Consider the following 21,137-nt stretch of genomic DNA (forward strand, 5'->3'; position numbering starts at 1 on the left):
AGAGAGATCGAGACAGATGCTCCATCAAGACCAATTTCGTGACCTTCGTACCCTGACGGCGCCGGACAGCAACAAAACGGTGCTCGCCGGCATCCGGAAACTCGCTCCGGAGATCGCGGCTCGCGCCGCCGAGATCGAAGTTGCACGCTGCGTCCCGCCCGACCTGATCGATCGGCTGAAATCGATCGGTATCTTCAGGATGTTCGTGCCGAGAAGCTATGGCGGATTGGAACTTGCCTTGCCGGAAGGGTTGGAGGTCATCAGGGCTCTGGCCCGGCTTGACGGTTCGATCGGGTGGACCGCGATGGTAGCTACCGGGGGCAGCCTTTTCGCGACCTGGGCAGTACGTGAAACCTACGAGCGCATCTATCGGAATGGACCTGACGTACCCATCTGCGGATCCGCGCAGCCGGGCGGAAAAGCGGAGCCGACGGCGGGCGGCTTCCGGGTGAGCGGCCGATGGCCATTCGCGAGCGGCTGCAAGCATGCCGATTGGATGGCGGGGTTCTGCATCATCACCGACGACGACGGCAAACCGCTCCCCGGTCCGCAAGGGCAGCCGGTGGTTCGCGGCTTTGCATTGCCGGCGCAAAACTGGGAAATCGAAGATACCTGGCATGCGGCCGGTCTCAGGGGAACCGGCAGCCATCACATTGTACTGCGCGATGCACTGGTTCCCGAGGCCAACTTCTTCGATGTCGCAAACGGCACGCCCTGCGTACCGGGCCCGCTCTATCCGGCGGTGCCGCAATTGGTGCCGATGTTTCACGGTGCGAACTCCGTCGGCATTGCCGAAGGCGCCGTCGACGAATTGGTGGCGCTGGCCCATACGGGACGGCAGCAGTTCCGGGCAACCACGCCGATGCGCGACTCCGAGATATTCCAGCTCGAACTTGGCCGCATTTCCGCTGACGTCAATGCAGCGCGGGCCGTTTGCGAAACGCAGATCGCAAGCCTTTGGCACCACGCCTTGGCTGGAACGCTGAACGACGAAAGCCTCGTCGTCGAGAGCACGCAGGCCGCGACCTGGATCGCCGCCACCTGCGTCCGGATCGTCGACGCGTGTTTCGCACTTGCCGGAAGCAGCGCGGTCTATGAGACGTCGCCACTGCAGCGGCGCCTGCGCGACATGCACGTCGCCGCCCAGCACGCCGCTGTGCAGCAACGACAGTATGTCGCGGTCGGCAAACTGCTCCTGGCACGCTCCGCGCAGGATGCCGGACAGACATGATGGTGATAGGCTACGCCGAACACATATCTGTCATCACCATCTGGCTGCAGGGCATCAGGAGCGCGCATCGATCATGAATTTGAATCGACGTCACTTTGTCATCGCTGCTCTCACCAGCCTGGCGGCGCTTAACCGCGCCGCCGCTGCCGAGCGGTGGAAAAGCCTGCCTGCGACACCGCCGCCGGTTGCGGGGCGCAGCGCGCGAGCGCAGGTGAACGGCATCAGCCTCTATTACGTCGAACTCGGCGAAGGAAGCCCGGTGGTCTTTCTCCATGGCGGGCTTTCCAACTCCGATTATTTCGGCCTGCAGGTGCCGGAGGTCGCGCGCCGGCATCGCGTCATCCTGGTCGACAGCCGCGGCCATGGCCGCAGCACGCGCAACGCGCAACCGTTCGGATACGACCTGATGACGGACGATGTCGTCGCGCTGCTCGATCATCTGCAGATTCCGCGCGCCGCGATCGTCGGCTGGAGCGACGGCGCCATCATCGGATTGGACATGGCGATGCGCCATCCCGATCGGGTCGGTCGGGTGTTTGCGTTCGGCGCCAACACCCAGACGTCAGGCCTGAAGCCTGACGTCGACAAGGACCCGACCTTCGCGCAGTTCATCGCACGCGCAAAGACCGAGTATGAGCGCCTCTCGCCGACACCTGGGGAATTCGACCAGTTCCTGCACCAGATCGAGAAGATGTGGGAGACCCAGCCGAACTGGACCGACGATCAGTTGCGCGCGATCCGCGCCCCCGTGCTGATCGCGGACGGCCAGTATGACGAGGGCATCAAGCGCGAGCACACCGAATACATGGCCGCGACCATTCCGGGCGCCGGCCTGCTCATCCTTCCCAATGTCAGCCACTTCGCCTTCCTGCAGGATCCCGTGCTGTTCAACGCGGCGCTGCTAGATTTCCTGGAAGGCTAGCGGCCGGTTGCTTCACCTCTCCCGCTTGCGGGAGAGGTCGACGCGCGAAGCGCGGCGGGGTTCTCTCCCCACGGAAAGTCCCATCGTGGAGACACCCTCACCCCGGCCCTCTCCCGCAAGCGGGAGAGGAGCGCAGCCTCCATCGCGGAGGCAACGCCGTTCCCTGGGGAATTGGGGTTGGATCACATCCCGAAATTGGCTACTAGTTTGGCGCCGAGACGTTCGGACTTTCGGGGACGGAAATGACCTATTGCTGCGGAATCCTGGTGCGCGACGGCCTCGTCATGATCGCCGACACCCGCACCAATGCCGGTCTCGACAATGTCTCGACCTTTCGCAAATTGCACATCTTCGCCCAGCCCGGCGAGCGGATCATGGCGGTCGCGAGCGCCGGCAATCTCGCCATCAGCCAGTCGGTGCTGTCGACGCTGACGGAGGGTATGGAAGATCCTGAAACCGGCGAGGTCGAGACGCTCCTGAACGCGCCGACCATGTTCCAGGCCGCGCAGCGCATCGGCCGCGCCATCCGCGCAGTGCACGCAACCGAAGGCGAGGCGCTGAGGTCGGAAGACGTCTCTTTCGACGTCTCGTTCCTGTTCGGCGGCCAGATCAAGGGCTCGCGGATGCGGCTGTTCATGATCTACACCGCCGGCAACTTCATCGAATGCACCACCGATACGCCGTATTTGCAGATCGGCGAGCACAAATACGGCAAGCCGGTGCTCGACCGCGCCATGCATTACGACGTCGAGCTCTATGAGGCGCTGAAGACCGGATTGATCTCGATGGATTCGACGATGCGCTCCAACCTCGGCGTCGGCCTGCCGATCGACGTGCTTGTGGTGCGCAACGATGCCTGCGAGGCCGACCTCAATCATCGGATCGAGGCCGGCGAACCCTATTTCCACGATCTCCGCTCGCGCTGGTCGGCGGCGCTCCGCGCGGCGCATCAGAACATCCCGAGACCGCCGTACAAGACCGAAACCGAATCCAAGAAACAATAAGGAAGGAAACGATGGCCGAAGCAGGAAAGAGAATAGCCGTGGTCACAGGCGCCGGCACCGGCGTCGGACGCGCCGCATCGCTGGCGCTGATCAATGCCGGCTTCACCGTGGTGCTCGTCGGCCGGCGGCTGGACATGCTGCAGGAGACGCAGAAGCTCGGCGGCGATGCCAGCAAGAGCCTGTGTGTGCAGGCCGACATGACCGATCCCGACTCGATCGCGGCCCTGTTCGCCAAGGTGACAGACAGCTATGGCCGGCTCGACCTGCTCTTCAACAATGCCGGCATGGGCGCGCCGCCGGTGAATTTCGAGGATTTGCCGCTGGCGCAGTGGCAGGCGGTGGTGAACACCAACCTCACCGGCCCGTTCCTGTGCACCCAGCACGCCTTCCGCATCATGAAGGACCAGACCCCGCGCGGCGGGCGCATCATCAACAACGGCTCGATCTCGGCACACGCGCCGCGGCCGTTCTCCGCCGCCTACACCGCGACCAAGCACGCGATCACCGGCCTGACCAAGGCGTCCAACCTCGACGGCCGCATGTACGACATCGCGGTCGGCCAGATCGACATCGGCAATGCCGCGACACCAATGACCGACCGCATGGTCGACGGCGTGCTGCAGCCCGACGGCCGCAAGATGCCGGAGCCGCGGATGGACGCGAAGGCCGTCGGTGATGCGGTGGCCTATATGGCGAACCTGCCGCTGGACGCCAACGTGCTGTTCATGACGGTGATGGCCAGCAAGATGCCGTTTGTGGGACGGGGTTAGACACCCCACTCACCGTCGTTGCGAGCCAACGGGTCGCGCGAATGCGCGCCCGATGACAGGCTCCGCGAAGCAATCCATCTCTCCGCCTGCGGATACAGTGGATTGCTTCGTCGCTTTGCTCCTCGCTATGACGGTGGCGGAAGCAGCGCCCACAGAAACCACATCCACAAGACGAAGTTCACCGCACCTGAACGGAGCGGCATTGCACTTGCAGATCGTGCTGCCATAATCGTTCGGGAGACCTGTGAATGTTACAACTGCAATCGGCGTTCGGCGTGGTGGCGCTGCTTCTGATCGCCTGGGCTTTCAGCGAGAAGCGCAGCGCGGTGTCGATCCGGCAGGCGATCGTCGGCCTCATCGTGACGCTGGTCACTGCGCTGGCCCTGATCAAGGTGCCGCTGGTGGCATCGGCTTTCGGCGCCATCAACGAGGCCGTCGGCGTCATCGCCGCCGCCTCGCGTGCCGGCACCTCCTTCGTGTTCGGCTATGTCGGCGGCGCGCCGCTCCCGTTCGATGTCAAGGCGCCGGGCGCTGATTTCATCCTCGCCTTCCAGGCGCTGCCGATCGTGCTGGTCATGAGCGTGCTGACCACGCTGCTGTTCTATTGGCGCGTGCTGCCGCCGATCGTGCGCGGCATGGCCTGGCTGCTCGAACGGACGCTCGGCGTCGGCGGCGCGGTCGGGCTCTCCACCGCCGCCAATATCTTCCTCGGCATGGTGGAAGCGCCGCTGTTCATCCGGCCCTATCTGGCGCAGCTCACCCGCGCCGAACTGTTCCTGGTGATGACGGGCGGCATGGCCGGGATCGCCGGTACCGTGCTGGTGCTCTACGCCACCCTGCTGGCGCCGCTGATCCCCGATGCGGCGGCGCATTTCGTCATTGCCTCGGTGCTAGGGGCGCCGGCGGCGATCCTGGTGAGCCTGATCATGGTGCCGGAGACATCAGGCGAGCGCACCGGCGGCGCGCTCGACGATCGCAGCGATCCCGAGATGCAGGCGTCCTCGACGATGGATGCCATCGTCAAGGGCACCGCGGCCGGGCTTGAACTGTTGCTCAACATCGTCGCGATGCTGCTCGTGTTGGTGGCGCTGGTCTATCTCGTCAACGCGATGCTCGGGATCCTGCCGGACATCGGCGGCGCCAAGATTTCTCTGCAGCGTCTGCTCGGCTATATCATGGCCCCGGTGTGCTGGCTGATGGGCCTGCCGTGGTCGCAAGCCATCACTGCGGGCAGCCTGATGGGGACCAAGACCGTGCTGAACGAATTGATCGCCTATGTCGATCTGTCGAAGCTTCCCACCGACGCGCTGGATGCGCGCTCGCGCCTGATCATGCTCTATGCGATGTGCGGCTTCGCCAATTTCGCCAGCCTCGGCATCATGATCGGCGGCCTCAACACGATGGCGCCGACGCGGCGCGAGGAGATCAATTCGCTCGGGCTGAAGTCGATCGTGTCGGGCACGCTGACAACCTGCCTGATGGGCGCGATCGTGGGGCTGTTGACGTAGGCGCCTCCGCCCTGCCCCGGGGCAACACCGTCATGCCCGGGCTTGACCCGGGCATCCATCATTCTGCAAAGACTCCTTGCGAAGCAAGATGGATGGCCGGGTCAAGCCCGGCCATGACGAGAAGAGTGGCTTGTCGTTCGGCGGTGGTTACGTCGTCAACTCTACCGTCTTGAACTCGGCGGGCAGGATGATCTCGAGCAGTTCGACATCATCCGAATAGTCGAGGATCATGTGCTTGATCTTCGGCGGCTGGGTCCAGGCGCTGCCTTGCTGCATCAGAGTCTCGCCCTGCCCTTCCATGTAGGTCTTCACCCAGCCCTTGAGCACATAGACCATCTGGAATTGCACGTCGTGATAATGCAGTTTCGAGACCTCTTCCGGATTGCACGGCCCGACCAGCCGGATCACATGCGCCTGCGCAAGCCCGTGCGTGGCGTCGGCAAAGCCGAGATCGCGATATTGCGCATAAGCGCGCAGCCCGTCGGCCTTGAAGTCTTCTTCGCGATGATGGCTCACCGCAATGCGTTGCTTCGGCTGCGCCTTATGTGCCGCCTTGGATACGCGGCCCTTGGACTTGATCGCCTTGCGGGCGGTGGATTTGGCGGCGGTCTTGTGGCCCGTCCATTTCTTCCGGACCGCCGTCTTGGCCGCGGGTCTTGATGTCACCTTCTTAGCCATGGCCTGCCTCCCTGTTGCAGGCGTCCGCGACGCGGACGCGTCCAGGGAACGTTACCACCGTTCCGCCCGGCAGCAATTGGTCTTGGCGCCTCAGTGCAAGCGGAAGACGCCGTCGACGGCACGCAGCTCCGCCGGCTTGATCAGCTTGGAATGCGCAACGGTCACCGAGTGCAGCGGCCCCTCGAGCTGCTCCTGCCAGAAGGCGAGGAAATCCTGCAGCGCAGGGAATTTCGGGAAGAGGTCGTAATTCTGCCAGACGTAGGTCTGCAGCAGTGAAGGATGGTCCGGCATTCGGTAGAGGATCTGTGCCGTCGTCAGCCCATAACCCAGCATCTGCTTCCGGAAATCGTCGGAAGCAACCCCACCAACCCGCGAGACCATATGCCAACCTCCGTTTTTTCGAAGGAGCGCATTCACGGGATGGCCTGCTAGTCGAGCCACCCCCGCGGAGATGCGCTCACATGAGGGAATTGTGACGCATAGGGCCAACTCATCACAAGCCCAAATGTTTAGGTGGCTGTTGAAAAATCGTGCATTAGCAGCAACTTAGCGCATCTGCTAATGCAGGTCTCGCCGTCGCTCGCTGCCCAGGTTAATGATGATAAACGATACTGGCAGGCGGCGATTTCGAGTGCCAATTTTTCTGCTACAAACCCTTGCTCCCACACAAAGTCTGGCCTATCTCCATCGCGGCTGGCTTGGCACTCGCCAAGACAGACTGCTAACGCTCCAGAATTCTACAGCATCCAGAATAGCTTAGGAGGACTGCATGAGTTTCCGTCCGCTTCACGACCGCGTCGTGGTCAAGCGCATCGACGCCGAAGAGAAGACCGCTGGCGGCATCATCATTCCAGACACTGCCAAGGAAAAGCCCTCCCAGGGCGAAGTCGTCGCCGTCGGCCCTGGTGGCCGCGACGAGGCCGGCAAGCTGATCCCGATCGATCTCAAGGTTGGCGATCGCGTGCTGTTCGGCAAGTGGTCCGGCACCGAAGTCAAGATCGACGGCCAGGAGCTATTGATCATGAAGGAAAGCGACATCATGGGCGTCCTCGACGTCCCCGCTTCCAAGAAGAAGGCGGCCTAAGGCCCTCCCTCCCAGGATAAATCCCTCAAGGAAAAACTCACATGGCAGCTAAAGAAGTCAAATTCTCCGTCGAGGCGCGCGACAAGATGCTGCGCGGCGTCGACATCCTCGCCAATGCGGTGAAGGTCACCCTCGGTCCGAAGGGCCGCAACGTCGTGCTCGACAAGTCATTCGGCGCTCCCCGCATCACCAAGGACGGCGTCACCGTCGCCAAGGAGATCGAGCTCGACGACAAGTTCGAGAACATGGGCGCCCAGATGGTGCGCGAAGTCGCCTCCAAGTCCGCTGACGCGGCCGGCGACGGCACCACCACCGCCACCGTGCTGGCCCAGGCGATCGTGAAGGAAGGCGCCAAGTCGGTCGCCGCCGGCATGAACCCGATGGACCTGAAGCGCGGCATCGACCTCGCGGTCGAGGCTGTGGTTGCGGACCTGCAGAAGAACTCCAAGAAGGTCACCTCCAACGACGAGATCGCCCAGGTCGGCACCATCTCCGCCAACGGCGACGCCGAGATCGGCAAGTTCCTCTCCGACGCCATGAAGAAGGTCGGCAATGAGGGCGTGATCACGGTCGAGGAAGCCAAGTCGCTGGAGACCGAGCTCGACGTCGTCGAGGGCATGCAGTTCGACCGTGGCTACATCTCGCCCTACTTCGTCACCAACGCCGACAAGATGCGCGTTGAGATGGACGACGCCTACATCCTCATCAACGAGAAGAAGCTCTCCTCGCTGAACGAGCTGCTGCCGCTGCTCGAGGCCGTGGTGCAGACCGGCAAGCCGCTCGTCATCGTCGCTGAAGACGTCGAAGGCGAAGCCCTCGCCACCCTGGTCGTCAACCGCCTCCGTGGCGGCCTGAAGGTCGCAGCCGTCAAGGCTCCGGGCTTCGGCGATCGCCGCAAGGCCATGCTGCAGGATATCGCGATCCTGACCGGCGGCCAGGCGATCTCGGAAGATCTCGGCATCAAGCTCGAGAACGTCACGCTGCAGATGCTCGGTCGCGCCAAGAAGGTGATGATCGACAAGGAGAACACCACGATCGTCAACGGCGCCGGCAAGAAGGCCGACATCGAGGCGCGCGTGGCGCAGATCAAGGCGCAGATCGAGGAGACCACCTCTGACTACGACCGTGAGAAGCTGCAGGAGCGTCTGGCCAAGCTCGCGGGCGGCGTCGCGGTGATCCGCGTCGGCGGCGCGACCGAGATCGAGGTGAAGGAGCGCAAGGATCGCGTTGATGACGCGATGCACGCGACCCGCGCGGCTGTGGAAGAAGGCATCGTTCCGGGCGGCGGCGTCGCCCTGCTCCGTGCTTCCGAGCAGCTCAAGGGCATCCGCACCAAGAACGACGACCAGAAGACCGGCGTCGAGATCGTGCGCAAGGCGCTGTCGGCTCCGGCCCGCCAGATCGCGATCAACGCTGGTGAAGACGGCTCGGTCATCGTCGGCAAGATCCTCGAGAACAAGACCTACGCTTACGGCTTCGACTCGCAGACCGGCGAATATGCCGATCTGGTCAAGAAGGGCATCATCGACCCGACCAAGGTCGTGCGCGCCGCGATCCAGAACGCAGCCTCCGTGGCGGCACTCTTGATCACCACCGAGGCGATGGTCGCCGAGCTGCCCAAGAAGGGCGGCGCCGGCCCCGCAATGCCTCCGGGCGGCGGCATGGGCGGCATGGACTTCTGAGCAGTCCTCGCGTCCAGTCCACGAAATGCAAAACCCCGGCAGCAATGCCGGGGTTTTTGTTTTGCGGGATATCTCTCCACGCGTGGACTCATTTCGGCGGCTGCAGCTCGACGTCGTAGCGGGCGTAGATTCGCGCGAGTGTGCCGTCGGCCAGCAAGGCCTCCAGCGCAGCGTCGATGCCTTGTCGCAGCTTCTCGTCCGGACTGAGTATCCCGACGGCGACATTCCAGTTCAGGTCCGGCTCGTCCTCGAAGGCAGGGATGCGGCGGACGCGTGCGTCGGGATGGGTGTGGTTGAACCAGCCGATGGTGGCGGGCGTGACCGCCGCGGCATCGATCTCGTCTTTGGCGAGAGCTTCCATGATGTCATCCTCGAACGCAAACGGCGACGCCTTGACCCCTCGCTTGCCGAGCATCATGGACACGATCGAGCCGACCTGCACGCCGACCCGCTGCTCCGATCCCAACTCCGCCAGTGACGCCGCGGTAGAGTTCGGTCCCACCGCCAGCACGACGCCGCTGCGGTGATAGGGCCGCGACATGCGTAAGCCCACCTCTGCCAGCACCGCGCGGTCGGCGATCGCATCGAGGATGACGTCGCAATCGGCGCGGCGGTACTGGAAGCTGTTGATCACCCAGTGCTGCTCCAGCGAGACCTCGAGCCGTTTCGCCAGCTCCCTGGCGATTTCGACCTGGAACCCCGGAACGTCGCCCTGCCTGCTGGCAAACGGCAGCGCGTTGGGATGCGCACAGAGCGTGAGCGCACCGCGCTGCCGGATCGCGTCAAGCGGGCGCGCCGCGGCGTCGGCGGCGCCGCACAAGGCCAGCAGGCTCGCGAGAACGACCAATCGCATTGCCGGCATCACTCCTCGAGCGCCCGGATATAGGCCACGATCGCCATGATCTGGCTCTCCGAAAAAGCGCCGCCGAAGGCCGGCATGGCGCCGGGCTTACCTTTCCTGATCCGCTCCGCGAGGAAGTCGTCGTCACGTTTCGTGCCGGCGAGCTTCGGTCCCCTGCCGGCGGAGCGGCCTCCGTTCTGGTGGCAAAAGCCGCATGAGGTCGCGAACATTACCCCGCCCTCGATGTCGCTCTCCTTGGCCGACTGATCTTGATTTTGAGCCTGGCTTTGCTGCGCGCGGACGCCCAAAGGCCACAGCGACGGCAACAACAGCGCAATGCCAATGGCGAGAATGATTGACTTCGACATTCGCATCAGGATTGCAGCAGTGGGACGCCACGGCGCCCCACCGCCTCCCCGTTCTTATTGTTGTTACTTCAGCGAAAAGACGACGAGCGCACCGGCATCCTTCGGCATGCTCTTGTAGGGTTCGCCGAACAGCGCCGGAAATTCATCGGCCACCATGCCGCCCCATCCGGCCGGCACCGCGATGTACTGCTTGCCGCCGGCAGTGTAGCTGATGATGCCGCCATTATGGCCGACGCCGTTATAGTGCGACCACAATTCCGACCCGGTCTCGGCATTGTAGGCGTGCAGCACGCCGCGCGAGTCCGGCACGAATACCAGATTGCCGCCGGTTGCGAGCACGCTGGCGAGCGGCGGCTCGCTGAAGGTGACCTCCCATTTCTTGTCGCCGGTGACGGGGTCGCGGGCACTGAGATGTCCGCGCGCAGGTCCATCCGGCGGCGGGACCAGCTTGAAGTTGGCGCCGATGTTGAGCTGCGCCATCGGCTCGGTGATCGGCGTGGTCTTCACCACGTCCACGTCCATGCACCATTCCTGTCCGAGCTTGTACCAGAGGCCGGTCTTCGGGTTGTAGGAGCCCGCGTTCCAGCTAATGCCGCCGGCGATCGCCGGGCAGAGCGGCGAGCTCGTCTGGCCAAGCGACAGATCGCGCCGACCGATGAGTTCGCCGGTCTTTGGGTCGATATCGTTCACGAAGTTGATGTTCTTCGCGAGCCGCCACACGTTCTGCACTTTCCCATTGGTGCGATCGTAGACAAAGACGAAGCCGCCCTTGTTCGGATGCACGACGAGCTTGCGACCGTCGCGGTCGATCATCAGGAATTCACCGACCGCCGAATCGAAATCCCAGGCGTCGTGCGGCAGCTCCTGGTGATAGAACTTCAGCTTTCCGGTATCGGGATCGAGCGCGATGACCGAGGTGGTGTAGAGGTTGGTGCCGGGCCGCGGCCCGCTCTTCTGCCAATCCGCGCCCGACCAGTCATACAGCGGTGCGGGGTTCGCCGTGCCCCACCAGATCGTGTTGCTCTCCTGATCGTAGCCGCCCGGCATCCAGGCGCCACCTCCGCCGGTGCGCCAGGACTCATTGCCCCAGGTCGCCTTGGCGTCCTCGGTGCCGGCGACGGTGAAGAACTCCCATTTCTTCTGGCCGGTCTTGATATCGACGCCGAACAGCGGCCCGCGCGAGGTCCACTCGCCGCCCTGGCTGCCGATGATGACGGTGTCCTTCACCACCAGCGGCGCGCCCGTGAAGCCCACGGTGAGCTTCTTGGAATCGACCAGCTTGGTGTCCCACGCTGGCTTACCGGTTTTCATATCAAGCGCGATGAGACGGCCGTCGACGGTGCCGACCAGCACCTTGCCATCGCCGAGCGCGACGCCACGGTTGTACGGCGAGTGCGTTTGCATCGCCACCAGTTGTTCGTCGAGCTCGGGGAAATACGACCAGATCAGCTTGCCGGTCGCGCCATCAAGCGCGTAGACGCGGCTGTAGGAGCCCGAATAGTACAGCACGCCGTCAGCAGCGAGCGGCATCGACTGCAGGCCGCGCGTCGAGCGACCCGGCATGTGGATCCACGCGACCTGAAGATTCTTGACGTTATCGGCGTTGATCTGATCGAGCGCGCTGTAGTGATACGACTTGTAGCCGCCATGGTAGGTCAGCCAATCGTTCGGCGTCTGCTCGGCCGCCTGCAGGCGCGCCGGATCGATCGCCAATGCGGGTGACACAACAGCCACAGCGGCCAGCGCGAATGCCGCACCGCACGTAAGGTACTTGATACCGATTGCCATTGGATTCCTCCCCTTTGATTTTTGGTTTTCATTGATCTCTGCAGCTTATACGCGGCGGTGAATCTTGCCGATCCGCTCGCCGCTTGCTTCTTGCAGCGGTCTCCTCCTCCCTCTTGCTATTGCCGATTGGTCTTGTTGCCGATTTGTCGCCGCGGCGCGCTAGCGAGATATCCGTTACGCGTGCGCGTCAACAACACTCAGGAGCCCGGTCATACGCCAGCGCCCCTCTCAACGCTTATCTCAAGCCTTGCGCGTCCAGATACGGTCGCGACATATCTGTCCTGCGCGAGCCACTCGCGCAAAAGCTATTGTTCACCGCAATCTTCGCGAAATCCTGTGGAGGCGATCTTGTTCCTCCTCTCTATCCCTGGTTGATCAGACCATTCGCTAAGCGACAATGTCGAAGTGCACCCATGGATGGAAAACAGCCTAGATTTCTCTCCGGAACTGTCAAGCTTCAACACGGCCTCTAAGGCGCGGCCTTTTATGTTCCCCGCCGAGATGCGCACCAGCGCCTGCCTCGGTCATGGTTGGCAGCCGGTGTTGCGAGTAACGGGCCGCGCGCAGACGACCCGCCTTGGTTCACACACTCTCCGCGGGCTTCGGCGTGACCAACGATATCATTCGCCGCATCCATGAGCACAAGACCAAGGAGGTCTCCGGCTTCACCAAGCGATATGCGGTCGACAGGCTGGTCTGGTTTGAAATCTACGACGATCCGATTACAGCCATCACGCGTGAGAAAGAATTGAAGAAGTGGCGAAGAGACTGGAAGATTCGGCTCATCGAGGAGAAGAATCCCGAATGGATCGATCTTTACCCGGAAATTGCGACCTGAATTCTCGGATAAATGGATTCCGGGCTCGCGCTACGCACGCCCCGGAATGACGCGGGGATGGGCTTGCACCTCACTCACGCACCAGCGCGTCACTGCACCTTCGCCAGCACCGCGAGCCGGCGAATACCCTTATTCCGGTACGCATCCAGGAACGCATAGTAGTTCTTGAAGGAAACGCAGCCGTTGGAATCGCCGTCGGGTCCGAGCATGTAGGTGTGCGCGAGCAGGCCGGAGCGGCCGTAGATCTTGTCCTCGCCGCCGATCGGCGTCAGGCGCAGCGCGGGCACGCCGTGAAACAGCGCTTCGCGGGGCTTGAGCTCGTAGATGTGCGGCGGCGTCACGCCCTGCATGCGAACGTGCGCATAGCGGACGTCGTCGATCTTGGAGCCGAGGCCGGAATGCGCCTCGAGCCTGGTACCGTCGGGCAGATACACCGTCGCGGCGGAGATGTCGTAGACCGCGGTCTGGCGGTCATAGGGCGGCGAGCCGCCGTTCATCGGGTTCTGGCTCAGCGTCGAGGGAATGCTGGCGGTGACGTTGGCATCCGCAGATGCGAACGACAGCAGCGAGCCCGAGGACTCGCGCTTGCCCCAGAGCTTCTCGACGATCGACTGTTTCTCGCCTGAGGCGATCGACATCACCGCCGCCTTGGCGCGTGCCGCCATGTCGCGGACGCCGGACGATTTTGCCGCGGGCTTGGTGTCGACGGGCGCGGCCGGCGTGTTGAGCGCGACCTGCAATGAGGTCGCCGCTTCCTTCTTCGCCGCTTCAACCCCCTTCGGCGCAGCACCTGACTTGGCTTCAGCGAGTTTGGCCGCGGCGGCCGGCTTCGACGCTTCCGCAACCTTCGGCGCTTCCGCGGGCGGCGCGGCCTCGGCCGCCCGTGACTCCACGCCCTCCGGAGCGGCGGCCGCAAACCTTTCGTTAAACATAATCGAAGCCGAGCTTGGCTCAGGCTTCGACAAGGTCGGCGGCGGTGGCGGCAGCGACGCGAACACGTCGTTGAAGGATGGCGTCGGACGCACGGCGACCGCAGCCTCCCGGTTCACTGCGGGCGTCTCATAGGCGGCACCGCCCATCGTGGGATAGACGTTCGCCGCGAAGATATTGGTGTAGACGGTCCAGGCGCAGCCGACCACGAGCGCCGCGACCGCGGCGCTGCCGATGAAATGGTGAGGGAGGACTTTCCGGGAAGATTTTTTGCGGGAGGGCGCCGCAAAGCCAAACGCACCGATACTCGTACTCATTCGCCTTGCGTCCAGAACAGTTCCACTTCTTCCTCGTGTGAGAGTGCGGGACAAGTTTCGCCGGAGCATCTCGCAGAGGCGCGGAGCGTCATTAAGGCGACTTTTAGTTAAATGCGGATTAAACGCGGGCAGATCTGAGGCGTGAGGAACGGCGGGGAATTTCCTTGTGAATTACCCCGGAATCTTGCGGAAATAAGGCAGGATTTATCTATGTCCCAAAGCGGGATTCGACGGCCCAAGTCGCTGCCCAAGTCGCTGCCCAAAGTCGCTCGCTTCTAAGTCGCGCGCTCAGTAACTCAACTTCGGATACCAGTCCGTGCCGCGGCCTTCTGGCGTGGTGTCGAGGATGGTCCAGAGCGGATCGATGTCGGGCGCGCCGCGCGGGTCCTGGCCCGGGTCGGACATCTTCGATCCCATCTCGCCCGACCAGAAATGACGGATGGTGCCGTCGCGCCGCGTGAAGACGTTGTAGGCGGGCATATCGGCATCATCAGCGCTGACGTAATCGCGCGTGTAGTCGCCGGACATATCCGAGAAGATCTTGTGCGGCGTCCAGCCGCGCGCCTGCTTCGCCGCGACCAGACGCTCGATCGGCGAGCGCGCCACGAACACGAAGGCGATGCGCTGCTCGACATCGGGCAGCTTGGCCTGCCACGTCCCCATGAATGAGGTGCACATCGGGCACGGCTTCTCACGCTGCGGCCCGAACATGTAGCTGTAGATTACGAGCGTCTGCTTGTCGCCGAACAACTCCGGAAAGCCGACCTTGCCGCGCTCGCCGACGAACTCGTAAGCCTTCGTCACCTCGCCGCCCGGCGGCAAGGCCCGGCGCAGCGCGGCGACACGCTCGATCTGGCGGCGCAACTCGATCTCCTCGACGAGCAGCGCCTGCCGCGCCTGGCGATAGTCCGCGCTCTCGTTCGGCTGGCGCGTGGTGTTGGTTGCGGCAAGCTCGGCGGCGGGTTTGAGGATGGAACTGGTCATGACGGAACCTCGCTGGTTGGCGATATCTTCTAGAAGACGTTCCTGGAGGCGCGAAGACGACGTGCGGGCTGAAGTTTTTTCGACCCGCCGCTAACTCACAATCGTCATACGCGGGCTGGACCCCCGTATCCATCGATCTTCAAAGAACTCTTGAAATGATGGATTGCCGGGTCAAGCCCGGCAACGACGGGGCCAGCTCTACTGCAGTTCCGGCGGCGGCGAGCGATCGAAGACATCGCCCTTCGGTCCGTCCAGAACATACAGCGCGTAGCTCTCGATCACGAGCGGGCCGCGCTTGCGCTGCACCTCGGCGATCCTCTCCACATGGGAGAACATCTCCTTCAGGAACGGCGGATCCTCGGGCCTGATTTCATGGACATAGAGCAGCTTTCCGGCAAGCTCCGCCGCGCTCGGCTCTGATGCGTTGACCCAACGGTATCGCTGGGTCTGCTGCGCGACGCACGTGCCCTTCGGCAGATAGAAGACGAGCCAGCTCGTGGTGCCGTAATCCGGCGCCAGCACGCAGGTCGCGCGAGTACGTGCGCGCGCCGCTTCGATTTCCGCCGCCGTCTCGTGCCAGCCGACGCCGACGCTGCGCACGGTGGCATCGCGGCGATAGAGCGAGAGCACGCCGGAATTGGCCTGCACGATCAGCAGCACGAACATCACGATCCCGGTCGGTGCCGCCCAGCGGCGGCAGAAATCGGCAAGCCGCTGCCAGCGTCCCTCCCACGGCACCATCGTCGCCGCTACCGCGGCCGCGACCATGAAGGGCGGATAGACCGGTGCGAACCAGTTGGCTTCGACGCGCGCATGCAGCGAGTGCCAGATGAAATAGACCACGATAATCCAGAACATCAGATTGACGAGCAGGCGCGAGGCGAAGGCGCCCGTGCGGCGGAACGCGAGCGCGTGCAGCCCCATCGCACCGAGGATGAAGACGAGCGGCGTCGCGAACGCGATCTGGGTCGGAATCAGTTCACCGATGAAGGCCAGCCTGAAATCCTCGATGCGCGCCCGCCCCATCTGCTTGATGAAGGAGACCCAGTGGTGATCGGCATTCCAGAGGATGACCGGCGCGAACATCAACAGCGCGAGAAGGCCGCCGAGGTAGAGCCAGGGCGACAAGAACCAGCGCCGCAGCTTCGGCACCACAGCGAGCCAGATCAGGATCGCCGGACCGAAGAACAGCGCGGTGTATTTTGACAGCAGTGCAGCGCCGGCAGCAGCGCCGACCGCAAGCCACCATGCGCCCTGCCCGGTCTGAAGCACCTTCGCGAGCGCGAACAACAAGAGGCTTGCGGAAACCAGAAGCGGCGCATCCGGCGTCACGATCATGGTCCCGACCGCGGCCAGCAGGGTGGCGTTGAGCAGGATCGCCGCGCTCGCCGCCACGCGCGTGCCGCCGAACAGGATTTCCGCCGAGCGATAGACCGCCCAGCTCATCGGCAGCGCCAGCAGGATCGACACCAGCCGCACGCCGAGTTCGGTATCGCCGGCAATCAGCGTGCCGGCGCGGATGACCAGCGCAACCATCGGCGGATGGTCGTAATAGCCGCCGGCGAGACTCTTCGACCACATCCAGTAATAGGCTTCGTCGAAGGTGATCGGCGTAAGAGCGGCGGCGAGCAGCCGCAACAGGACGAGCCCGACGACGGTTACGACGGTCGTGCGGACGAGACTCGTCTCGTTCGGATTCATGTCCCAATCATCGCTTGCGCCAGACGAACAGTCCGGACATCGCGTAGTTCCAGACCACGCCCATCAGCGCACCGGCCGCGCCCGCAAGCCACCAGATCGGTTCCTGGTCATAGACCGAGAAGGCGACGCCGACATTGGCGAGCAGGCCGACGCTGCAGACGAGGTAGAACAGCAACAGGCCGCGCAGGATCGCAAAGCCCTTCAGCCGCTGGTCGCGATAGGTCAGGAAATTGTTGAGGACGAAGTTGCTGGTCATCGCGACGATCGCGCCGGTTGCCTGCGCTTCAGGAAACGGCGCGCCGAATACTTCCAGCGCAACGTATAACGCGGCAAGATGCACGAGCAGACCGACCGAGCCGACCAGGCCGAACAGCACGAAGCGGAGCGAGATGACGTCATGCGTCAGCTTCGCGAGCACGAGGCCGAGGAAATCCAGCGCGACCATGGAATCGAGCTTGCTCTCGCCATGCTGCCGCGAGCCGAACGTATAGGGAATCTCCACCGCGCGCAGCTTGCCCTGGGCGGTGGCGACGACGTCGAGCAGGATCTTGAAGCCTTGGGTCGAAAGGTCTGGCGCCAGCTCCTCGAAGCGGTCGCGGCGGATCGCGAAGAAGCCGCTCATGGGATCGGCAATATCGACCCGCAGCAAACGGCGCGCGATCTCGGTGGCGAAAGCGCTGGCGCCGGCGCGCTGCTTGTCGAACCCCTCGGCGCGGTAGCCCTCGATATAGCGGCTGCCGACCACGAGATCGGCCTTCCCGCTCCGCAGCAGCTCGACCATCTTCGGCAGTTGGGTCTCGTCATGCTGCAAGTCGGCGTCCATCACCACGGCATAGGGGGCGCTGGAGGCGAGGATGCCCTCGATGCAGGCGCCCGACAGCCCGCGCCGTCCGACCCGGCGGAGGCAGCGCACGCGGGAATCCTGCCGCGCCAGGCCGCGCACCACCTCCCAGGTTCCATCAGGGGAATTGTCGTCGACGAAAACGACCTCCCAGGGGATACCAGCGAGCGTCGTCTCCAACCGCCGGTACAGGACGGTGACGTTGTCACGCTCGTTGAAGGTGGGGACGACAACCGAAACAAGTGGCAAACCAACGGCCTGCGACGGGATTTCGGGGCCCGGTTTGATGGCGTCATTCATGGCGGCCAAGCGTATATCCGCGCCGCCAAGCCGCGGGAAGCCCTAAACGCCGGCTGGAATGCGGGAAAACGGGCCTGGGGACGCCCAAAAATGCCAACGACCACGAACAACAGGCGCGCGTACATCCGGCGCTGCCGTGCTATTACGTGGTCGTCCCAGCGCCAGAGCCCTTGCAGGCTGCGACGGCGCCGTTGTCACCTAGATAGGAACCGCTATGCGTTTCCGCAAGGGCTCCTAGGGCGCTTACGCTAGTTCGGCACCTCCCGAATCACCGGCCCCCTCGGCGCCGGCTCGGCGGGTGCCGGTTGCGCCGCAGCCGGGGGCTGCTCCGCGGGCGGCTTAGGGGGCTTGCCCATCTGCCCGATCGGCCCATACACGACCGCCGCCCCCAACACGATGACGGCGACGATGGCGCCCAACAGGCCCCCGACCGATTGCGATGTCATACCCGATTGTCCCAGCAACTGGAGCGCGATCGCCCGACCGCGCCATGGCGGTTCCTGATATCATGAAAGAGGCCGGTCGCGGAATAGGCCGCCTATTTCGCCGCCGCCTTGCGTCGGACGAAAGCGGTGATGATGTCCTTTTGCGCAAGCTCGATGGCGCGGTTGGCGGTGGCCAGATGCGCACTCGCGTCCTGGTTCGGAAATTGCTCGGTGAGGAAGCCGATCAGCGAGGCCCGGAAGTTCTGCCGCTCCGAGGGACATGCGCTCGCCATCAGGGAAGCGAACTCCTGGTCCGACATGGTCTTGTTACTGTCGCGGGGATATTCGCGGGCGAGGCAATTCCAGTAGGCGTCGCGGCCGATCACGGCGAGCTTGTGCGCATCGTCGAGATCGTCATCGGCGATCGCGGCGGAGGATATCAGAATCAGAAGGGCCGCGATCATCATGCGCATTGTTGTTCTCCTTTTTGGGTATCCTAGCGCGGATGACCTGGATCGATAAGCGTGGAAAGCTTGCCGCCGGCCAACTGGCCAATCACGATTTATTTGACTACTCTTGGATGGTCCCCTCCTCACGATGAGTTCTTCTCGTGGCCAAAGCCCCAAAGAAAACTGCAGGCAGCATCTATATCGGCATCGGCGGCTGGACCTTCGAGCCGTGGCGCGGCGTGTTCTATCCGGAAAAGCTCGCGCAATCGAAGGAGCTGTCCTATGCCGCATCGAAGCTGACCTCGATCGAGATCAACGGCACCTATTACGGCTCGCAGAAGCCGGAGAGTTTCCGCAAATGGGCCAGCGAAGTCCCTGATGGATTCGTGTTCTCCGTGAAGGGCCCGCGCTTTGCGACCAACCGCCGCGTGCTGGCGGAGGCCGGCGATTCCATCAAGCGCTTCTATGATTCCGGTGTGCTGGAACTCGGCGACCGGCTCGGGCCGGTGCTCTGGCAATTCGCGCCGACCAAGAAATTCGATGGCGCCGATTTCGGCAAATTCCTCGAGCTGTTGCCGCGCAAGCTCGACGGCCGCGCGCTGCGCCATGTGGTCGAAGTCAGGCACGACAGTTTCTGCGTGCCCGAATTCGTCGCGCTGATCCGCGAGTTCGAGACGCCGGTCGTATTCGCCGAGCACGGCAAATATCCGGCGATTGCCGACGTCGCGAGCGACTTCGTCTATGCGCGACTGCAGAAGGGCAATGACGAGATCAAGACCTGTTATCCTCCGAAGCAGCTCGACGCGTGGGCCAAGCGGTTCGAGGAATGGGCCGGCGGCGGCGATCCGGACGACCTGCCGCATGTCGAGAAGACAAAACCGAAGAAGGCGCCGCGCGATGTGTTCGCCTATGTGATCCACGAAGGCAAAGTGCGGGCGCCGGCCGGCGCGATGGAATTGATCGAACGCGTGAAGTGATCGGGACGCCGGATGGCCAGGGCCAAGAAGCTCTTCACGATCGGCTACGAGCAGACACCGCCCAAAGCGGTGCTCGATGAGCTCGAGCATGCCGGCGTGAAGCTTCTGGTCGATGTCCGTGCGGTCACCTCATCCCGCCGGCCAGGCTTCTCCAAGAAGCAGCTTGCGGCGGCGCTCGACGAGCGCGGCATCGCCTACGTCCATCTCGCAGCGCTCGGCACCCCCAAGGAGGGACGCCTTGCCGCGCGCAGCGGCCAGCACCAGCTTCTCCGCACGATCTACGGAAAGCACCTGAAGACGTCGCAGGCAAAAGAAGAGCTCGACGAATTGTCGTCGCTGGTGAAGAAGGCCGGACCGGTGTGCCTCATGTGCTATGAGCGCGACCACACGCATTGCCACCGCCAGATGATCGCCGAGATCATCGAGGACCGCGACGGCGTGAAGGTGGAGAATTTGGCGGCGCCGCAGGTGTAGGCCGCCTCCCCCGTCATGGCCGGGCTTGTCCCGGCCATCCACGTCTCTCCTCTCGCGACCAAGAACGTGGATGCCCGGGTCAAGCCCGGGCATGACGGCAGAGCGTGGATTATCCCTCCCCCTCCAACTCCAACGTCCCCTCCATCATCTTCACGCAGCCGCCGCCGACATGCACGGACGCCACCGTGCCGCCCTGCTTGCGGACACGGGTGAGCAACAGGCTCGGCCGGCGCATGTCGACGCCCTGGCCGATGCCCAATCTCAATTCACCGTCACGCGTCTCGTCGAGATCGGCAAGGAATGCAGCGGCGGCCGCGGTCGCGCTGCCGGTGGCAGGGTCCTCGGAGAGGCCACTCGAGCCCGGATGGAACATGCGCGCCTGCAGGTCGAGCGGCTGCTCGCTTGCGGGCACGTCGCGCGTGTAGAAATAGACAGCATCCGAACCGTCGCAGGGAAACGTCCGCGCGAAGGCCCCAGCATCCGGACGTGCCCGCTTCAGCGCATCGCGCGAGGCGAGCTCGACCATCAGGAACGGCAGGCCGACCGAGACGATCTGCGGTGGATGCCGGTCCGTCTTCACGTCACTCGCCGAAAGCGACAGGCAGGCCGCGGCCTGTTCGACATCAACGCGCGACAGCCGCTGCAGCGGTTGCGGCGCGGTGAGCTCGGCGCCCGTGACCCTGCCCTGCTCGCTCAGGATCTCGACCGGCACAAGCCCCGCCTTCTCCTCGAACCGCAGCCGCGCCGGCGGCTTGGCCGCGAGCGTCGCCAGCACGAAGGCGGTGCCGACATTGGGATGACCGGCGAACGGGATTTCGGATCGCACCGTGAAGATGCGGACCTGCGCGTCGTTCGCGCTGTCCCGCGGCGGCAGCACGAAGGTCGTCTCGGAATAGTTGAACTCGGTCGCGATCGCCTGCATCTGCGCGGTCGACAGCCCGGCGGCATCGAGCACCACGGCAAGCGGATTGCCGCCGAACGCGCTGTTGGTGAAGACATCAACGGTGATGTAGCGACGCTGCATG

General features: G+C 63.7%; 22 protein-coding genes. 10 read left to right on the forward strand and 12 right to left on the reverse strand.

Annotation, left to right across the window (positions count from 1 at the left end; genetic code table 11):
• Positions 1–16 precede the first annotated feature (16 nt).
• The 5 genes from ACZXDY_RS07075 to ACZXDY_RS07095 all read left to right on the forward strand — a co-directional run bounded on the left by ACZXDY_RS07075 (position 17) and on the right by ACZXDY_RS07095 (position 5,435).
• Entirely contained in the window at positions 17–1,231 is a 1,215-nt protein-coding gene (locus tag ACZXDY_RS07075; RefSeq protein ID WP_464344975.1) for an acyl-CoA dehydrogenase family protein, read from the forward strand.
• 73 nt (positions 1,232–1,304) lie between these two features.
• A complete protein-coding gene (locus ACZXDY_RS07080; RefSeq protein WP_464344976.1) occupies positions 1,305–2,153 on the forward strand; it encodes an alpha/beta fold hydrolase in 849 nt (282 codons plus the stop codon).
• 242 nt (positions 2,154–2,395) lie between these two features.
• On the forward strand, positions 2,396–3,157 hold the full coding sequence (locus ACZXDY_RS07085; RefSeq protein WP_028166309.1) for a proteasome-type protease: 762 nt from the start codon (positions 2,396–2,398) through the stop codon (positions 3,155–3,157).
• Between the two features lie 11 nt (positions 3,158–3,168).
• Positions 3,169–3,927, forward strand: a complete 759-nt coding sequence (locus ACZXDY_RS07090; protein WP_028166310.1) for an SDR family oxidoreductase — start codon at positions 3,169–3,171, stop codon at positions 3,925–3,927.
• Between the two features lie 248 nt (positions 3,928–4,175).
• Positions 4,176–5,435 carry a NupC/NupG family nucleoside CNT transporter gene (locus ACZXDY_RS07095; RefSeq protein WP_464344977.1) on the forward strand — a complete coding sequence of 420 codons (1,260 nt, stop codon included), beginning with the start codon at positions 4,176–4,178 and terminating at the stop codon, positions 5,433–5,435.
• Positions 5,436–5,582: 147 nt separating this feature from the next.
• Here ACZXDY_RS07095 and ACZXDY_RS07100 read toward each other — a convergent pair whose 3' ends face one another.
• Positions 5,583–6,113 (reverse strand): cupin domain-containing protein, encoded by a 531-nt coding sequence (locus tag ACZXDY_RS07100; protein ID WP_028166312.1) that lies wholly within the window; start codon positions 6,111–6,113, stop codon positions 5,583–5,585.
• Positions 6,114–6,203: 90 nt separating this feature from the next.
• Complete coding sequence (locus ACZXDY_RS07105) at positions 6,204–6,494, reverse strand: usg protein (protein WP_028166313.1); 291 nt, start codon at positions 6,492–6,494, stop codon at positions 6,204–6,206.
• Positions 6,495–6,882: 388 nt separating this feature from the next.
• Here ACZXDY_RS07105 and groES point away from each other — a divergent pair, with 388 nt between their 5' ends.
• Both groES and groL read left to right on the forward strand, forming a co-directional pair.
• On the forward strand, positions 6,883–7,197 hold the full coding sequence (gene groES, locus ACZXDY_RS07110; RefSeq protein WP_028166314.1) for a co-chaperone GroES: 315 nt from the start codon (positions 6,883–6,885) through the stop codon (positions 7,195–7,197).
• A 41-nt stretch (positions 7,198–7,238) separates the two neighbouring features.
• Positions 7,239–8,879 (forward strand): chaperonin GroEL, encoded by a 1,641-nt coding sequence (gene groL, locus ACZXDY_RS07115; RefSeq protein ID WP_028166315.1) that lies wholly within the window; start codon positions 7,239–7,241, stop codon positions 8,877–8,879.
• An 88-nt stretch (positions 8,880–8,967) separates the two neighbouring features.
• Here the strand turns inward: groL and ACZXDY_RS07120 are convergent, their stop codons facing one another.
• From ACZXDY_RS07120 to ACZXDY_RS07130, 3 genes are all read right to left on the reverse strand, one after another.
• Positions 8,968–9,732: a substrate-binding periplasmic protein gene (locus ACZXDY_RS07120; protein WP_464344978.1), complete on the reverse strand. Its 765-nt coding sequence runs from the start codon at positions 9,730–9,732 to the stop codon at positions 8,968–8,970.
• 8 nt (positions 9,733–9,740) lie between these two features.
• Positions 9,741–10,088, reverse strand: coding sequence for a c-type cytochrome (locus ACZXDY_RS07125; protein WP_464344979.1), 348 nt, complete (start codon positions 10,086–10,088; stop codon positions 9,741–9,743).
• Positions 10,089–10,151: 63 nt separating this feature from the next.
• Complete coding sequence (locus ACZXDY_RS07130) at positions 10,152–11,876, reverse strand: outer membrane protein assembly factor BamB family protein (protein WP_464344980.1); 1,725 nt, start codon at positions 11,874–11,876, stop codon at positions 10,152–10,154.
• 577 nt (positions 11,877–12,453) lie between these two features.
• Here ACZXDY_RS07130 and ACZXDY_RS07135 point away from each other — a divergent pair.
• Positions 12,454–12,714, forward strand: a complete 261-nt coding sequence (locus ACZXDY_RS07135) for a GIY-YIG nuclease family protein (RefSeq protein WP_464344981.1) — start codon at positions 12,454–12,456, stop codon at positions 12,712–12,714.
• Positions 12,715–12,803: 89 nt separating this feature from the next.
• Here the strand turns inward: ACZXDY_RS07135 and ACZXDY_RS07140 are convergent, their stop codons facing one another.
• The 6 genes from ACZXDY_RS07140 to ACZXDY_RS07165 form a co-directional block, all read right to left on the reverse strand.
• A complete protein-coding gene (locus ACZXDY_RS07140; protein WP_464344982.1) occupies positions 12,804–13,961 on the reverse strand; it encodes a DUF2778 domain-containing protein in 1,158 nt (385 codons plus the stop codon).
• Between the two features lie 288 nt (positions 13,962–14,249).
• Complete coding sequence (locus tag ACZXDY_RS07145; protein WP_464344983.1) at positions 14,250–14,945, reverse strand: DUF899 family protein; 696 nt, start codon at positions 14,943–14,945, stop codon at positions 14,250–14,252.
• A gap of 198 nt (positions 14,946–15,143) precedes the next feature.
• A complete protein-coding gene (locus ACZXDY_RS07150; protein ID WP_464344984.1) occupies positions 15,144–16,646 on the reverse strand; it encodes a glycosyltransferase family 39 protein in 1,503 nt (500 codons plus the stop codon).
• 7 nt (positions 16,647–16,653) lie between these two features.
• On the reverse strand, positions 16,654–17,787 hold the full coding sequence (locus ACZXDY_RS07155) for a glycosyltransferase (RefSeq protein ID WP_464345002.1): 1,134 nt from the start codon (positions 17,785–17,787) through the stop codon (positions 16,654–16,656).
• A gap of 248 nt (positions 17,788–18,035) precedes the next feature.
• The gene (locus ACZXDY_RS07160) at positions 18,036–18,233 is read right to left on the reverse strand and encodes a hypothetical protein (protein ID WP_028166323.1); all 198 of its coding nucleotides are present in this window, start codon (positions 18,231–18,233) and stop codon (positions 18,036–18,038) included.
• A 92-nt stretch (positions 18,234–18,325) separates the two neighbouring features.
• Positions 18,326–18,685: a hypothetical protein gene (locus ACZXDY_RS07165; RefSeq protein ID WP_464344985.1), complete on the reverse strand. Its 360-nt coding sequence runs from the start codon at positions 18,683–18,685 to the stop codon at positions 18,326–18,328.
• A 137-nt stretch (positions 18,686–18,822) separates the two neighbouring features.
• Here ACZXDY_RS07165 and ACZXDY_RS07170 point away from each other — a divergent pair, with 137 nt between their 5' ends.
• Both ACZXDY_RS07170 and ACZXDY_RS07175 read left to right on the forward strand, forming a co-directional pair.
• On the forward strand, positions 18,823–19,638 hold the full coding sequence (locus ACZXDY_RS07170) for a DUF72 domain-containing protein (RefSeq protein ID WP_028166325.1): 816 nt from the start codon (positions 18,823–18,825) through the stop codon (positions 19,636–19,638).
• Positions 19,639–19,650: 12 nt separating this feature from the next.
• Positions 19,651–20,112: a DUF488 domain-containing protein gene (locus ACZXDY_RS07175; RefSeq protein ID WP_028166326.1), complete on the forward strand. Its 462-nt coding sequence runs from the start codon at positions 19,651–19,653 to the stop codon at positions 20,110–20,112.
• Positions 20,113–20,221: 109 nt separating this feature from the next.
• On the opposite strand, the gene ACZXDY_RS07180 is transcribed toward ACZXDY_RS07175, so the two are convergent.
• Positions 20,222–21,136 carry a PhzF family phenazine biosynthesis protein gene (locus ACZXDY_RS07180; protein WP_028166327.1) on the reverse strand — a complete coding sequence of 305 codons (915 nt, stop codon included), beginning with the start codon at positions 21,134–21,136 and terminating at the stop codon, positions 20,222–20,224.
• Position 21,137: the final 1 nt, after the last annotated feature.

This window comes from Bradyrhizobium sp. LeoB3 (assembly GCF_055456055.1).